The sequence below is a fragment of the Pseudomonas arcuscaelestis genome, from assembly GCF_016881005.1.
GTDB classification, from domain to species: Bacteria; Pseudomonadota; Gammaproteobacteria; order Pseudomonadales; family Pseudomonadaceae; genus Aquipseudomonas; species Aquipseudomonas arcuscaelestis.
In genome coordinates this window covers 20,168-36,353 of the sequence record NZ_JACOPV010000007.1, presented here as the reverse complement: position 1 = coordinate 36,353, position 16,186 = coordinate 20,168, and the positions used below count along the sequence as shown (strand labels likewise).

Here is a 16,186-nt window from a genome sequence, read left to right as displayed (position 1 = left end):
ATGGCTGAGTTATGTGTAGCGCTGGTGGCGGGCGAGGCCAGCGGCGATATTCTTGGCGCCGGTTTGATGCGCGCGCTCAAGTCCCGCCATCCTCAGGTACGTTTCATTGGTGTCGGCGGGCCGCTGATGCAGGCCGAAGGGCTGGTGTCGTACTTTCCCATGGAACGCTTGGCCGTCATGGGGCTGGTCGAGGTGTTGGGTCGCCTGCGTGAGCTGCTCAAGCGACGCAAGGCTTTGATCCAGACCCTGATCGAAGAACGCCCGGACGTATTTATCGGTATCGACGCGCCCGATTTCACCCTCAACATCGAAATGAACCTGCGCAAGGCCGGAATCAAGACCGTGCATTATGTCAGTCCTTCGGTCTGGGCCTGGCGCCAGAAGCGTGTGCTGAAGATTCGCGAAGGCTGCGATCTGATGCTGACGCTGTTTCCTTTCGAGGCGAAATTCTACGAAGAGAAGGGTGTGCCGGTGCGTTTTGTCGGTCACCCGTTGGCTGACAGCATCCCGCTGGAAGCTGATCGGCACGCAGCTCGTGAACAGCTGGGGCTTGGCGACGGGCCGCTGGTCGCCCTCATGCCGGGTAGCCGTGGTGGTGAAGTGGGACGTCTTGGTGCGCTGTTTCTCGAAACTGCAGAGCGCTTACGTGAGCTGGTGCCGGGTGTGTGCTTCGTTTCGCCGTGTGCCAACGCCGAGCGCCGCGCTCAGTTGGAACAAATGCTTGAAGGTCGTGACTTACCGCTGACCCTGCTGGATGGGCAGTCGCACCAGGCGCTGGCCGCATGTGACGCGGTTTTGATCGCTTCCGGTACAGCCACCTTGGAAGCATTGTTGTTCAAGCGGCCGATGGTGGTTGCGTATCGCCTCGCTCCGCTGACCTACTGGATTCTCAAACGACTGGTCAAAAGCCCTTATGTGTCGCTGCCCAACCTGCTAGCCCAGCGCATGCTGGTGCCTGAGTTGCTGCAAGAAGCTGCTACCCCCCAAGCCCTGGCTCAGACGCTGGCGCCACTGGTCGAAGGTGGCGCCCAGCAGACTGAAGGTTTTGACCAGATCCACCGTACCCTGCGCCGCGATGCCTCCAACCAGGCAGCTGAAGCGGTGCTGGCCCTGCTGGAAACTCGATAGATGCAAATGGGACTGGACTTCAACCTGGTCGAGGACCTGGTCGCTGGTGTCGACGAAGTCGGACGTGGCCCGCTTTGTGGCGCGGTAGTGACGGCTGCGGTAATCCTTGATCCACAGCGGCCGATTCTCGGGCTGAATGACTCGAAGAAGCTGACCGAAGCGCGTCGTGAAAAGCTGTTCGATGAAATCTGCGAGAAAGCCCTGAGCTTCTGCATCGCCCGTGCCGAAGTCGAGGAAATCGACCAACTGAATATCCTGCACGCAACCATGCTGGCTATGCAGCGTGCGGTCGAAGGCTTGAGTGTTACGCCGAAGCTGGCGTTGATCGACGGCAATCGCTGCCCCAAGCTGTCGGTGCCTGCGGCGCCGGTGGTCAAAGGCGATAGCCAGGTTCCGGCAATTGCTGCTGCGTCGATCCTGGCCAAGGTTACCCGTGACCGGGAAATGGCCGCCTTCGAGCTGATTTATCCAGGTTACGGAATCGGTGGCCATAAGGGATACCCGACACCGGTGCATCTGGAAGCGCTGGCGCGCCTTGGGCCGACGCCGATTCATCGACGCTCCTTTGCCCCGGTGCGTGCGGCGTTCGAAGCGCGTGATGCACTTGCTAGCGGATTTGGCGAAGTGTGACCGGGTGAGGTAGGTGTCAGCGGTCTGTTCAATCTTCACAGGCTGCTGTTTTGATCAAGGCCCGGTACAATCCGGGCCTTGTTGTTTTGTGCTGCTATAGGATCATCATGTCGGCTTCTTTCGTTCATCTTCGCCTGCACACTGAATTCTCCCTGGTCGACGGCCTGGTGCGGATCAAGCCACTGGCCAAGGCACTGGCGTCGATGAACATGCCGGCCGTAGCGGTTACCGACCAGAGCAACATGTGCTCGCTGGTGAAGTTCTACAAAAACGCCATGGGCTCGGGCATCAAGCCGATCTGTGGGGCTGATCTGTGGTTGGCCAATAGCGATCCGGATGCGCCGCTGTCGCGAATCTGTTTTTTGGCCATGGATGCCCAGGGTTATCGCAATCTTACCGAGTTGATTTCCCGCGGCTGGGTCGAAGGTCAGCGCAACGGCCTGGTGGTTATCGAGCGTGACTGGATCGCCCCTGCCAGTGAAGGCCTGATTGCCCTGTCCGCAGCCCGGGAGGGCGATATCGGCATGGCGTTGCTCAATGGCAACCCCGATGAAGCTCAGGCGCTGCTGCAAGACTGGATGGCGATGTTTCCGGACCGCTTCTACGTCGAGGTGCAGCGCACCAACCGCGCGGGGGACGAAGAATACCTGCATGCGGCTGTCGCCCTGGCCGACAAGCTGAATGCTCCGCTGGTTGCGACCAACGATGTGCGTTTTATCAAGCAGTCGGATTACGACGCCCATGAAACGCGCGTATGTATCGGCGAAGGCCGTGCCCTGGATGACCCGCGCCGTTCACGCAACTACAGCGACCAGCAATACCTGAAAAGCCCGGAAGAAATGGCCGAGCTGTTCAGCGACCTGCCCGACGCGCTGGCGAACACGGTAGAAATTGCCAAGCGTTGTAACATCCAAGTGCAACTGGGCAAGCACTTTCTACCAGATTTCCCGACGCCCAACGGCATGGGCATCGATGACTATCTTCGCCATGTTTCCCATGAAGGGCTGGAAGAGCGCCTGGCGGTGCTGTGGCCGAAAGAGACCACGCCCAATTACGAGGAGAAGCGCCAGGTCTACCTCGATCGCCTGAAGTTCGAACTGGATATCATCATCCAGATGGGGTTCCCCGGTTACTTCCTCATCGTTATGGACTTCATCAAGTGGGCCAAGAACAACGGCGTGCCTGTCGGTCCTGGCCGGGGGTCGGGTGCAGGCTCGCTGGTCGCCTATGTGCTAAAGATCACCGACCTTGATCCGCTCGCCTACGACTTGCTGTTTGAACGTTTCCTCAACCCGGAACGGGTATCGATGCCCGACTTCGACGTCGACTTTTGCATGGATGGTCGCGACCGGGTAATCGAGTACGTAGCCGATGCCTATGGCCGTAACGCGGTAAGCCAGATCATCACTTTCGGTACCATGGCCGCCAAGGCTGTGGTGCGCGATGTGGCGCGAGTGCAGGGCAAGTCCTATGGCCTGGCTGATCGTCTGTCGAAGATGATTCCTTTCGAAGTAGGCATGACGCTGGAGAAAGCCTACGAACAGGAAGAAGTGTTGCGCGACTTCCTCAAGACCGATGAGGACGCCAAGGAAATCTGGGACATGGCCCTCAAGCTTGAGGGTGTTTGCCGCGGTACCGGTAAGCACGCCGGTGGTGTGGTAATTGCACCGACCAAGCTTACTGACTTCTCGCCAATCGCCTGTGATGAAGAAGGCGGCGGTCTGGTTACTCAGTTCGACAAGGATGACGTTGAAGCCGCTGGTCTGGTGAAGTTCGACTTCCTCGGCTTGCGCACCCTGACGATCATCAAGTGGGCGATGGAGACCATCAACCGCGAGCAGGCCAAGCAGGGTCTGGAAGACCTGAACATCGACTTCATCCCGCTGGACGACAAGAAAACGTTCGACCTGTTGCAAAAGGCGGAAACCACTGCGGTGTTCCAGCTCGAATCCAGGGGCATGAAGGAGCTGATCAAAAAGCTCAAGCCCGACTGCCTGGAAGACCTTATTGCACTTGTAGCACTGTTTCGACCCGGCCCGCTGCAATCGGGGATGGTTGATGACTTCATCAACCGCAAGCACGGTCGCGCCGAGCTTGCGTACCCGCACTCGGACTACCAGTACGAAGGCCTCAAGCCGGTACTGGCGCCCACATACGGCATCATCCTGTATCAAGAACAGGTCATGCAGATTGCCCAGGTCATGGCCGGTTACACCCTCGGTGGTGCGGACATGCTGCGTCGGGCTATGGGTAAGAAAAAGCCCGAGGAAATGGCCAAGCAGCGTGGCGGCTTCATCGAAGGGTGTGCATCCAACAATATCGACCCGGATCTGGCAGGTAACATCTTCGATCTGGTGGAGAAGTTCGCAGGCTACGGCTTCAACAAATCTCACTCTGCAGCCTATGGCTTGGTGTCTTACCAGACCGCATGGTTGAAAACCCACTTCCCGGCACCGTTCATGGCAGCGGTGCTGTCGGCGGATATGCATAACACCGACAAGGTCGTTACGCTGATCGAAGAAGTGCGCAGCATGAAGCTGCGCCTGGATGCGCCGGATGTGAATACCTCCGACTTCAAGTTCACGGTCAACGATGACGGCCGTATTGTCTACGGGCTTGGCGCAATCAAGGGTGTGGGCGAGGGGCCGGTAGAGGCTATCGTTGAAGCGCGGAGCAATGGGCCATTCAAGGACCTGTTCGACTTTTGCGAGCGTGTCGATCTCAAACGCATCAATAAGCGCACGCTCGATGCCCTGGTGCGCAGCGGCGCCCTGGATCGCTTGGGGCCGTATTTCCATGATGAGCTCAAGGCTTACCAGGCGAACGTCGACCGCAATCGCGCGGTTTTGCTGGCGACCATGGAAGAAGCGATCAAGTCTGCCGAGCAGACTGCCCGTACCGCCGATAGCGGTCACGCCGACTTGTTCGGCGGGTTGTTTGTGGAAGAAGACGCCGATGTCTACGTCAAGCACCGCAATGCACGTGAGTTGACCCTCAAGGAGCGCTTGCGAGGCGAGAAGGACACCCTGGGCCTGTACCTGACCGGGCACCCGATCGACGAGTACGAAGGCGAAATTCGCCGGTTTGCCCGCCAGCGTATCATTGATCTGAAGCCGGCCCGCGACACGCAGACGGTCGCCGGCATGATCATTGCGCTGCGGGTGATGAAGAATAAAAAGGGTGACAAGATGGGCTTTGTCACTCTTGATGACCGCTCCGGGCGTATCGAGGCTTCGTTGTTCGCCGATGCGTTCATGGCTGCCCAGCCGCTTTTGCAGACCGATGCGATGGTCGTCGTCGAAGGTGAGGTCAGCAATGATGACTTCTCTGGTGGTTTGCGCCTGCGGGTAAAACGGGTCATGAGCATGGAAGATGCGCGGACCAATTTGGCCGAGAGCCTGCGCCTGAAAGTGCACAGCGATGCCCTCAAGGGTGATCGTCTCACCTGGCTGGGCGAGCTGTTCAAGCGCCATCGTGGTGCCTGCCCGATTACCATGGAGTACACCGGCAGCGATGCCAAGGCAATGCTGCAGTTTGGAGAAGGCTGGCGGATCGACCCGGCAGATGGCCTGATTCAAGCCCTGCGTGACCAGTTCGGGCGTGAGAACGTCTTTTTGCAATATCGATGAATTTTTAATCTCGACCTGAATGCGCCTGATCCCTTAAGGTAGGGCGCCAAACGGATCAACCGGCCGGCCGCCTGGCCGTAGACCCAAGACGGATGCCTATGAACCCGAATTTTCTGGATTTCGAACAGCCGATTGCTGACCTGCAAGCCAAGATTGAAGAGCTGCGCTTGGTGGGTAATGACAACTCGCTGAACATCGGCGATGAAATCGCCCGTCTGCAAGATAAAAGCAGCACCCTGACCGAAAGCATCTTCGGCAACCTGACCAGTTGGCAGATTGCCCGGCTGGCACGTCATCCTCGTCGTCCCTATACCTTGGACTACATCGATCACCTGTTCACTGAGTTCGACGAACTGCACGGCGATCGGCACTTCTCCGATGACGCAGCAATCGTTGGTGGTATTGCGCGCCTGGACGACAAGCCAGTCATGGTCATCGGCCATCAGAAAGGTCGAGAAGTGCGCGAAAAGGTTCGCCGCAACTTCGGCATGCCACGTCCAGAGGGCTACCGCAAGGCTTGCCGCCTGATGGAAATGGCCGAGCGTTTCAAAATGCCAATCCTGACGTTCATCGACACCCCAGGTGCTTACCCGGGTATCGACGCTGAAGAACGCAACCAGAGCGAAGCTATTGCCTGGAACCTGCGCGTCATGGCCCGTCTGAAAACCCCGATCATCGCCACCGTTATTGGTGAGGGCGGTTCCGGTGGTGCGCTGGCCATTGGCGTATGCGACCAGTTGAACATGCTGCAGTATTCGACCTATTCGGTCATTTCGCCGGAAGGTTGCGCGTCGATTCTGTGGAAGACCGCTGAGAAGGCGCCTGATGCAGCCGAGGCCATGGGCATTACTGCCGAGCGCCTGAAGGGCCTGGGTATTGTCGACAAAGTTATTGCCGAGCCCTTGGGCGGCGCCCACCGTGATCCGGCGAAGATGTCCGCGAGTATCCGTGGCGAACTGATCGAGCAGTTGGACATGCTCAAGACGTTCGACAACGACGCACTGCTCAAGCGCCGTTATGATCGACTGATGAGCTACGGGCTCTGATCTGAGCGTATCGCGGGGCTCCATTAGCCCCGCGATCACTACCGAGCCTGCGCCGATGATTGATCTGAGCAGCAAGCTTTCTCCCTGGCTAAGCGCCCCCTCCTGGTGTGTCGCCCTCTCTGGCGGCCTGGACTCCACTGTCCTTTTGCATCTGTTGGCGAACCTGCCGCGCAAGCCCCCCATACGTGCTATCCATGTCCACCACGGCCTGCAGGCTGTTGCTGATGCCTGGCCGAGCCAATGTCAACAGCTGTGTGAAGGACTGGGCGTGACCTTGCAGGTCATCCATGTCGAAGTGGGCACAACTGCCAGTCTTGAACAGGCAGCGCGGGATGCCCGTTATGCTGCCTTCAACGCTGCCCTGAGGCCTGGAGAAGTGTTGCTGACCGGCCAGCACCGTGAAGATCAGGCGGAAACCCTGCTGTTTAGATTGCTGCGCGGGGCGGGGGTGCGAGGCTTGGCGTCGATGCCGGTTCAGCGGGCGTTGGGGCAGGGCGTGCTGCTGCGGCCATTTCTCGATGTCTCGCGAAAAGCATTGGAGGCCTATGCCCGAGAGCATCAGCTGACATGGGTCGAAGACCCGAGTAACAGCGATATGCAATATTCGCGAAACTACCTGCGTCACGCAGTGTTCCCGGCTTTGCGCCAACGCTGGCCGCAAGCTGCGCAGAATCTGGCACGTACAGCGGAGCATTTGAGCGAGGCCCAGGGCTTGCTCGACGAGTTGGCCCAACAGGATCTGGCGCTTGCCTCGACCGTGAATGCCTATGATTGGCTCGGATTAGCGTCCCTGGATTTGCGCGTCATGCGTAGTTTGTCTCCCGCTCGTCAGCGAAATGCATTGCAATACTGGATGGCGCAGCGCACACGCCTGCCGGATGCAAGGCACTGGGCAGGCTGGGAGACGCTACGTGATGCAGCCTGCGATGGACGGCCAGTGTGGCGTCTCACCGATGGCGAGCTGCATCGCAGCAATGAACGGGTCTGGTGGCTAGCCGGAGACTGGCTTAAAGCTCCGCAGGGGCGACAGGCCTGGACCGATCCGAGCGTAGCGCTGGCATTGAGTGGCAATGGCCAGGTCAGTTTCAGTGGCACGTTGCCGCAGGGGATATTGCACGTTGGTTATCGCCAGGGTGGTGAATCTTTACTTGTTCTCGGTCGAGGTCGACGTGATCTGAAACGCTTGCTCAACGAGCTGGAGGTGCCCGCTTTTGTTCGCTCGCGGCTGCCGCTGCTCTATTGTGACGAGCAGATAGTGGCGGTCGCCAACCTGCCGGATTTGAGCAGAAAGGGCTTTGTTTTGAGTTGGTGCCTACCGACGAGCGAGCAAGGTTTGAGATGAAAGGGACATTCCGGTAGACTACGCTCCCTTCTTGATACAACTTCTGTGGCTTCCCTCAGAACCGCAGTAGTTGCCGATTACCAAGCAGTTTTTTGCTGGGCGATTCTAAAAATGTGTAGCGAGCGCCGTACCGGGTCTAAAGCCCCCGGTCTGTCCAGACGCGGCAGTTTTTTAAGTGGCACTGTGATTGACGCAGGTGATCGGGGGCTTCGGCCTTCCTTCGCTTTCCCCGGCGGCACTGACCGCTTTAACGCAGACTTCTAGGGTTTTTCATGACGCGCTACATATTCGTCACGGGCGGTGTTGTTTCTTCATTGGGGAAAGGCATTGCCTCGGCTTCATTGGCGGCTATCCTGGAGGCGCGGGGGCTCAAGGTCACCATGCTCAAGCTGGATCCGTACATTAACGTCGACCCGGGCACCATGAGCCCGTTCCAGCATGGCGAAGTGTTCGTCACTCACGACGGTGCCGAAACTGACCTGGACCTGGGCCACTATGAGCGGTTCATCCGCACGACGATGACCCAGAACAACAACTTCACCACAGGCCGTGTCTACGAGCACGTGCTGCGCAAAGAGCGCCGTGGTGATTATCTGGGCGCCACCATCCAGGTGATTCCGCACATTACCGACGAAATCAAGCGCCGCATCATCAAGGGTGCAGGCGATGCCGACGTGGCAATGGTCGAAATCGGCGGTACCGTGGGCGACATCGAGTCGCAACCGTTCCTCGAAGCCATTCGTCAGTTGCGTTTCGAAGTGGGCGCCAAACGCGCAATGCTGATGCACCTGACACTGGTGCCGTACATCGCCACCGCAGGCGAAACCAAAACCAAGCCTACCCAGCACTCGGTCAAGGAGCTGCGCTCCATCGGCCTGCAACCAGACGTGCTGGTTTGCCGCTCCGATCACCCGATCGACAACTCGTCGCGTCGCAAGATCGCACAGTTCACCAACGTTGAAGAGCGTGCGGTGATCGCGCTGGAAGATGCCGATACCATCTACAAAATCCCGGGCATCCTGCATTCCCAGGGTCTGGACGATTTCGTCGTCGAGCGTTTCGGCCTGCAGTGCGAAAGTGCAGACTTGTCCGAGTGGGACGCTGTAGTCGATGCCAAGCTCAATCCAGAGCACGAAGTCACCATCGCCATGGTCGGCAAGTACATGGAGCTGCTGGACGCCTACAAGTCGTTGATCGAAGCGATGAGTCACGCGGGTATCAGCAACCGTACCAAGGTCAACCTGCGCTACATCGACTCCGAAGACATCGAGAACCAGGGCACCAGCCTGCTCGAAGGCGCCGATGCCATTCTGGTGCCAGGCGGCTTTGGCCTGCGTGGTGTCGAAGGCAAGATCACTGCCGTGCAGTATGCTCGCGAGAACAAGGTCCCTTACCTGGGTATCTGCCTCGGTATGCAGGTAGCTGTCATCGAATTCGCCCGTAACGTAATGGGCTGGAAAGATGCCAACTCCACCGAGTTCGATCGCAACAGCGGCCATCCGGTCGTTGGTCTGATCACCGAGTGGGAAGATGCTACCGGTGCGGTCGAAACCCGTACCGAAGCCTCCGACCTGGGTGGCACCATGCGTCTGGGTGCCCAGGAATGCCAGCTGGAAAGCGGCTCCAAGGTTCATGACTGCTATGCCAAGGATGTGATTGTCGAACGTCATCGCCATCGTTACGAAGTGAACAACAAGTTGCTGCCGCAGTTGATTGACGCCGGCTTGAAAGTTTCCGGTCGCTCCGGTGACGGTGCACTGGTAGAAGTGGTCGAGTCCCAGGATCATCCTTGGTTCGTCGCTTGCCAGTTCCACCCTGAGTTCACCTCGACTCCGCGTGACGGGCACCCGCTGTTCAGCGGCTTCGTCAAAGCGGCATTGGCTCAAAAGAACAAGGCCTGATACATGACCCAGAAGATCATTCGCGTCGGTAACATCGAGATCGCCAACGACAAGCCGTTCGTCCTGTTCGGCGGCATGAACGTGCTGGAATCCCGAGACCTGGCCATGAAAGTCTGCGAAGAATACGTACGGGTTACCGAGAAACTCGGTATTCCTTATGTTTTCAAGGCCAGCTTCGACAAGGCCAACCGCTCGTCGATCAACTCCTACCGTGGCCCAGGCCTGGAAGAGGGGATGAAGATCTTCGAAGAGATCAAGCGCACCTTCAATGTTCCGGTTATCACCGACGTTCACGAGCCGCATCAGGCGCAAGCCGTGGCGGATGTCTGTGACATCATTCAGCTGCCGGCTTTCCTGTCGCGTCAGACTGACCTGGTGGTGGCAATGGCCAAGACCGGCGCAGTGATCAACATCAAGAAGGCCCAATTTCTCGCGCCACAGGAAATGAAACACATCCTGACCAAGTGCGAAGAGGCCGGAAACGATCAGTTGATCCTCTGCGAGCGTGGTTCGAGCTTCGGCTACAACAACCTTGTGGTAGACATGCTCGGCTTCGGTATCATGAAGCAGTTCCAATACCCGGTGTTCTTCGATGTGACCCATGCCCTGCAGATGCCGGGTGGTCGCTCCGATTCCGCTGGTGGTCGCCGTGCCCAGGTCACCGACCTGGCCAAGGCCGGCCTGAGCCAGGGTCTGGCCGGGCTTTTCCTCGAAGCCCACCCAGACCCGGACAACGCCAAGTGCGACGGTCCATGCGCGCTGCGCCTGGACAAACTGGAGCCATTCCTGGCCCAGCTCAAGCAACTGGACGATCTGGTGAAGAGTTTTCCGACGGTAGAAACCGCGTAATCCTCAATTCTCCGGTAAAGTACCGCTCGTTCAATCCCTGACCCACGGGTCAGGGGTGCGTCTTCGTCAGGCCTGCCCTCTTTCAACAGCCTGGCGAACGACAAAGATTTTTCTCAGCTGCGTTGTTTTCGTCAATTCTGGAGTGCTTACAACAATGGCAAAAATCGTCGACATCAAAGGTCGTGAAGTTCTCGATTCGCGTGGCAACCCCACCGTAGAAGCGGACGTACTGCTCGACAACGGCATCATCGGCAGTGCTTGCGCGCCGTCCGGTGCTTCCACTGGCTCGCGCGAAGCGCTGGAGCTGCGTGATGGCGACAAGAGCCGTTACATGGGCAAGGGCGTGCTGAAGGCTGTTGCTAACATCAACGGTCCGATCCGCGACCTGCTGCTGGGTAAAGACCCGGTTGACCAGAAAACCCTCGACCGCGCCATGATCGACCTGGACGGTACCGAGAACAAAGCCAATCTGGGCGCCAACGCCATTCTGGCTGTATCCCTGGCCGCTGCCAAAGCTGCTGCCCAGGATCAGGACCTGCCGCTGTATGCGCACATCGCCAACCTGAACGGTACCCCGGGCCAGTATTCGATGCCGGTTCCGATGATGAACATCATCAACGGTGGCGAGCACGCCGATAACAACGTCGATATCCAGGAGTTCATGGTTCAGCCGGTTGGCGCCAAGACCTTCTCTGACGCGCTGCGCATGGGCACCGAAATTTTCCATCACCTCAAAGCTGTGCTCAAGGCTCGCGGCCTGAACACTGCGGTGGGTGACGAAGGTGGTTTCGCCCCGAATCTGGCCTCCAACGAAGACGCGCTGTCGGCTATCGCTGAAGCCGTGGCCAATGCCGGCTACAAGCTGGGCACCGATGTCACCCTGGCGCTGGACTGCGCTGCCAGCGAGTTCTTCGAAGACGGTAAGTACAACCTGTCCGGCGAAGGCAAATCCTTCGACGCTGCTGGTTTTGCCGACTACCTCAAAGGCCTCAGCGAGCGCTTCCCGATCATCTCGATCGAAGATGGCCTGGACGAATCCGACTGGGCTGGCTGGAAGATCCTCACCGACAAGATCGGCGACAAGGTACAACTGGTCGGTGACGACCTGTTCGTAACCAACACCAAGATCCTGAAGGAAGGCATCGACAAGAGCATTGCCAACTCGATCCTGATCAAGTTCAACCAGATCGGTTCGCTGACTGAAACGCTTGAAGCCATTCAAATGGCCAAGGCTGCCGGTTACACTGCAGTGATCTCGCACCGTTCGGGCGAAACCGAAGACTCGACCATTGCCGACCTGGCCGTGGGTACCGCTGCCGGCCAGATCAAGACCGGTTCGCTGTGCCGTTCCGACCGCGTTTCCAAGTACAACCAGTTGCTGCGTATCGAAGAGCAACTGGGCAGCAAGGCTGTGTACCGTGGTCGTGCCGAGTTTCGCGGCTAAGCAAGAGATGGTAAAAAGACAGCAGCCAAGGTTAGCTGAGCAGTCATACTGACTGTTCAGCAACTTGTGCAGCAGGTCTGTGTACACAAAGCCTGGCTTCGGTCAGGCTTCGTGCCATCAGTGCCCTGTACAGGCCGCGGTCTTTTTCCACTGGATACCCTGATGCGCAGTCCTTATTGGTTGTTCCTCGTCCTGCTCCTACTGCTCGGTGGCCTGCAGTATCGCCTGTGGGTGGGCAATGGCAGCCTGGCCCATGTCACCGAACTCAAGCAGCAAATTGCGGAACAGCACGCCGAGAACGAGCGGCTGCTGGAACGTAATCGTGTGCTTGATGCTGAAGTACTGGAGTTGAAGAAAGGTATGGAAACCGTCGAAGAACGGGCTCGCCACGAACTGGGTATGGTCAAGGAGGGTGAAACCCTCTACCAGCTTGCCCAATGAACCAGACCTTGCCGGCCTTCTGGGCCGTGATTCCTGCTGCGGGCGTTGGTGCCCGCATGGCTGCCGACCGTCCCAAGCAGTACCTGCAATTGGGCAGGCAGACCATTCTCGAGCATAGCCTCGACTGTTTTCTCGACCATCCCTGCGTAAAAGGGGTGGTGGTCAGTGTTGCTGCTGACGACCCTTATTGGCCCAACCTTCGCTGCGCCAGCGATCCACGCATTCAGCGTGCTACTGGCGGCCTGGAGCGCGCCGACTCGGTGCTGAACGCCTTGTTGCTGTTACATGCTCAAGGTGCGGCGGACAGCGATTGGGTGCTGGTACACGATGCCGCTCGGCCGAACCTTGCGCGCAGTGACCTTGATAGGCTGCTGTTCGAACTTGCCGACGACCCTGTTGGGGGGCTGCTGGCTGTGCCCGCACGCGATACCCTCAAGCGCGCTGATGGCAAGGGCCGAGTCAGTTCCACCATTGATCGCAGCACTGTCTGGCAAGCGTACACACCGCAGATGTTTCGCTTGGGTACCTTGCACCGGGCTCTGGCTGACAGCCTGGTGGCTGATGTGGCAATCACCGATGAGTCCTCGGCCATCGAATGGGCCGGACAGGCGCCGCGCTTGATTGAAGGGCGTAGTGACAACATCAAGGTCACTCGGCCTGAAGACCTGGAATGGTTGCGCCAGCGCTGGGCCAAGCGCGGCTGAAAAGCCGCCGTTGGTAGCAGCGGGCTTGTCCCGCGACAGGGCCCGCTCAGCCTGCGCGATACTCGGGCAGACGCGCCAATCCCTCACGTAAATAATCCACCAACTTGCGTACTTTCGGTGACAGGTGCCGTTGCTGTGGATACAGCGCCCAGACCGCGGTGTTGGGAGGCTGCTGGGCCTCGAGCAGCGACACCAATGATCCCGTCTTCAAGTGTTCCAAGACGTAGTAATCCGGAAGCTGACACAACCCTATTCCTTGCAGTGCGGCATCCAGCACCGCCTGGCCGCTGTTGCAGCGCCAATTACCCTGCACCCGAAGGCCGTGCTCACGGCCATCCTGTTGCAATGTCCAGATATCCGAGCTGCCGATCAGGCAGTTATGCCGTACCAACTCCGAAAGACTGTGCGGGCGCCCATAACGCTCGAGGTAAGCAGGCGATGCGCATACATACATGCGTCGCGCAGCCAAGCGGCTGGCGATCAGGCGCGAGTCCTGCAGTCGGCCCAGGCGAATGGCCAGATCCATGCCTTCATGAACCAGGTCCAGTGTGCGGTTGCTCAGTTCGATGTCCACTCGCAACTGTGGATACAGCGTCATGAACCGCGTCACCAGTGGAACAATGAAACGCTCGCCATAGGCCACCGCACAGGTCATGCGCAGCAAGCCTTTGGGTTCGCTGGTCAGGTCGCCGATGGCGCGCAGGGCTTCCTCACGGCCATCCTGTAGGCGCTGACAGTGTTGAAGAAAGGTCTGTCCGGCTTCGCTCAAGGTCACTTTTCGGGTGCTGCGGTACAGCAGGCGAGTTTGCAGGCGGTCTTCCAGCCGGGCGATCTGGCGGCTGATATGCGAGGACGAAACCCCCAGGCGCTCGGCTGCTGCGGTGAACTGGCCAGACTCGGCCACCGCAACGAACTCGTCGATCCCTTCCCAGCGACTGCTCATTGATTATCCCTGTATGGCAATAATGTTTTGTCTTTACCCGGATTATTAAGCAAAACAGGATGAATTACACTTCGAGCTTGAACCGACCCCTTGCTGGAGAAGATTGATGATCAAGTCCCGTGCCGCTGTTGCCTTCGAGGCGAAAAAACCGCTGGAAATCGTCGAAGTCGATGTGGCGATGCCCAAGGCAGGCGAAGTGCTGCTGCGCGTAGTTGCCAGTGGTGTCTGTCATACCGATGCGTACACGCTGTCCGGTGCGGACCCTGAAGGTATCTTTCCATCGATTCTGGGTCATGAAGGCGGAGCTATCGTCGAGGCCGTGGGCGAGGGCGTCACTTCGGTAGCCGTGGGTGATCATGTTATCCCGCTGTACACGCCCGAATGTGGGCAGTGCAAATTCTGCCGCTCCGGCAAGACCAACCTGTGCCAGGCCATTCGTGCGACCCAGGGCAAAGGCCTGATGCCAGATGGCACAACACGTTTTTCCTACAAAGGGCAGCAGCTGTTCCATTACATGGGTACTTCGACTTTTTCCGAGTACACCGTGCTGCCGGAAATTTCCGTGGCCAAGATCCAGAAAGAAGCGCCGCTGGAAAAGGTCTGCCTGCTGGGCTGCGGCGTCACTACCGGTATCGGTGCAGTGCTCAACACCGCCAAGGTAAAGCCTGGTGACACCGTGGCTGTATTCGGTCTTGGCGGTATTGGCCTCTCGGCGATCATTGGCGCAGTCAAAGCCAAGGCTTCTCGTATCATTGCCGTAGACATCAACCCGAGCAAATTTGAAATCGCCCGGCAGTTGGGTGCCACCGATTGCGTCAACCCAAAGGATTACGATCGTCCAATCCAGGAGGTAATTGTCGACCTCACCGATGGCGGCGTGGACTTCTCGTTCGAATGCGTCGGCAACGTGCAACTGATGCGCGCAGCGCTGGAATGCTGCCACAAGGGTTGGGGTGAATCGGTGATCATTGGCGTTGCCGGTGCCGGCCAGGAGATCTCGACGCGTCCGTTCCAACTGGTTACCGGGCGGGTGTGGCGCGGTTCGGCCTTCGGTGGCGTGCGTGGCCGCAGCGAGCTGCCAAGTTATGTTGAGATGTCGGAAAAAGGTGAGATTCCGCTGGATACGTTCATTACCCATACCATGGGCCTGGAAGATATCAACAAGGCTTTCGACCTGATGCATGAAGGCAAGAGCATTCGCAGCGTTATTCATTTCTGAGGTTAGCCATGAGCCTGGAAAACATTTCCTGCCAGAAAAGCTTTGGTGGCTGGCACAAGCGCTACCGCCACCGGTCCGAAGTGCTGGGTTGCGACATGGTGTTTGCCGTTTACCTACCACCTCAGGCAGAGCATGGCGGCAAGCTACCCGTGCTGTATTGGCTTAGCGGCCTGACCTGCACGGACGAAAACTTCATGCAGAAGGCTGGGGCACAGAAGCTTGCCGCCGAGTTGGGGTTGATCATCGTTGCGCCTGACACCAGCCCTCGTGGGCCGCAAGTGCCGACAGATCCGGAGGGTGCCTGGGACTTTGGCCTGGGGGCCGGTTTCTACCTCAATGCCAGCGAGCAGCCCTGGGCGCAGAACTATCGCATGCACGACTATGTTGTGCAGGAACTGCCGAAATTGATCGAGGCGCATTTTCCAGCCTCCGATCTGCGCGGGATCAGTGGGCATTCGATGGGTGGGCACGGTGCTTTGGTCTGTGCGCTGCGCAATCCTGGGCGTTATCGCTCTGTGTCGGCGTTCTCACCGATCAGTAATCCAATGGATTGCCCATGGGGACAGAAGGCATTTTCGCGCTTCCTGGGCGAAGATCGGGCGCGCTGGCGCGAGTGGGATGCCAGTGTGTTGATAGCCGAGGCTCAACAGCGTTTGCCGCTGCTGGTGGACCAGGGGGATCGTGACGACTTTCTTGAAAACCAGCTCAAGCCACAGGCATTGATCCAGGCCGCGCAAGCGGCAGGCCATCCACTGGATCTGCGCATGCAGCCAGGCTATGACCATAGTTACTACTTCATCGCCAGCTTTATCGATGAGCATTTGCGCCATCATGGAGTGGCACTGGGTTTGTTGTAGGCACCGTCTTACAAATCAGCCTAATGCCCGGCAAAGCAGGTAGAATCACGCCC

The 16,186-nt window shown here is 58.4% G+C and carries 13 protein-coding genes; 12 read left to right on the top strand and 1 reads right to left on the bottom strand.

Annotated elements, in window-relative coordinates:
• From lpxB to ispD, 10 genes are all read left to right on the top strand, one after another.
• The gene (gene lpxB, locus H8F21_RS12100) at positions 1-1,128 is read left to right on the top strand and encodes a lipid-A-disaccharide synthase (RefSeq protein WP_203584409.1); all 1,128 of its coding nucleotides are present in this window, start codon (positions 1-3) and stop codon (positions 1,126-1,128) included.
• A complete protein-coding gene (gene rnhB, locus H8F21_RS12095; protein ID WP_203476059.1) occupies positions 1,129-1,758 on the top strand; it encodes a ribonuclease HII in 630 nt (209 codons plus the stop codon).
• Positions 1,759-1,865: 107 nt separating this feature from the next.
• Positions 1,866-5,387 carry a DNA polymerase III subunit alpha gene (gene dnaE / locus H8F21_RS12090; protein ID WP_203584408.1) on the top strand — a complete coding sequence of 1,174 codons (3,522 nt, stop codon included), beginning with the start codon at positions 1,866-1,868 and terminating at the stop codon, positions 5,385-5,387.
• A 98-nt stretch (positions 5,388-5,485) separates the two neighbouring features.
• Complete coding sequence (locus H8F21_RS12085; RefSeq protein WP_203476057.1) at positions 5,486-6,433, top strand: acetyl-CoA carboxylase carboxyltransferase subunit alpha; 948 nt, start codon at positions 5,486-5,488, stop codon at positions 6,431-6,433.
• A 55-nt stretch (positions 6,434-6,488) separates the two neighbouring features.
• Complete coding sequence (gene tilS, locus H8F21_RS12080) at positions 6,489-7,775, top strand: tRNA lysidine(34) synthetase TilS (RefSeq protein WP_203584407.1); 1,287 nt, start codon at positions 6,489-6,491, stop codon at positions 7,773-7,775.
• Between the two features lie 272 nt (positions 7,776-8,047).
• Positions 8,048-9,676 (top strand): CTP synthase, encoded by a 1,629-nt coding sequence (locus tag H8F21_RS12075; protein WP_203476055.1) that lies wholly within the window; start codon positions 8,048-8,050, stop codon positions 9,674-9,676.
• Between the two features lie 3 nt (positions 9,677-9,679).
• Positions 9,680-10,525 carry a 3-deoxy-8-phosphooctulonate synthase gene (gene kdsA / locus H8F21_RS12070; RefSeq protein WP_203476054.1) on the top strand — a complete coding sequence of 282 codons (846 nt, stop codon included), beginning with the start codon at positions 9,680-9,682 and terminating at the stop codon, positions 10,523-10,525.
• Between the two features lie 154 nt (positions 10,526-10,679).
• Positions 10,680-11,969 (top strand): phosphopyruvate hydratase, encoded by a 1,290-nt coding sequence (gene eno, locus H8F21_RS12065; protein WP_203584406.1) that lies wholly within the window; start codon positions 10,680-10,682, stop codon positions 11,967-11,969.
• A gap of 162 nt (positions 11,970-12,131) precedes the next feature.
• Entirely contained in the window at positions 12,132-12,410 is a 279-nt protein-coding gene (ftsB, locus tag H8F21_RS12060; protein WP_136477809.1) for a cell division protein FtsB, read from the top strand.
• Positions 12,407-13,114, top strand: a complete 708-nt coding sequence (gene ispD, locus H8F21_RS12055; protein WP_203584405.1) for a 2-C-methyl-D-erythritol 4-phosphate cytidylyltransferase — start codon at positions 12,407-12,409, stop codon at positions 13,112-13,114. Before ftsB ends, ispD begins: the two co-directional genes overlap by 4 nt.
• 46 nt (positions 13,115-13,160) lie before the next feature.
• Here ispD and H8F21_RS12050 read toward each other — a convergent pair whose 3' ends face one another.
• Positions 13,161-14,057, bottom strand: coding sequence for a LysR substrate-binding domain-containing protein (locus H8F21_RS12050; protein WP_203476051.1), 897 nt, complete (start codon positions 14,055-14,057; stop codon positions 13,161-13,163).
• A 106-nt stretch (positions 14,058-14,163) separates the two neighbouring features.
• Between H8F21_RS12050 and H8F21_RS12045 the strand changes: the two genes are divergently transcribed.
• Together H8F21_RS12045 and fghA are read left to right on the top strand one after the other, a co-directional pair.
• Positions 14,164-15,276, top strand: a complete 1,113-nt coding sequence (locus tag H8F21_RS12045) for an S-(hydroxymethyl)glutathione dehydrogenase/class III alcohol dehydrogenase (protein ID WP_203542017.1) — start codon at positions 14,164-14,166, stop codon at positions 15,274-15,276.
• Positions 15,277-15,284: 8 nt separating this feature from the next.
• A complete protein-coding gene (gene fghA, locus H8F21_RS12040; protein ID WP_203584404.1) occupies positions 15,285-16,133 on the top strand; it encodes an S-formylglutathione hydrolase in 849 nt (282 codons plus the stop codon).
• Positions 16,134-16,186 lie beyond the last annotated feature (53 nt).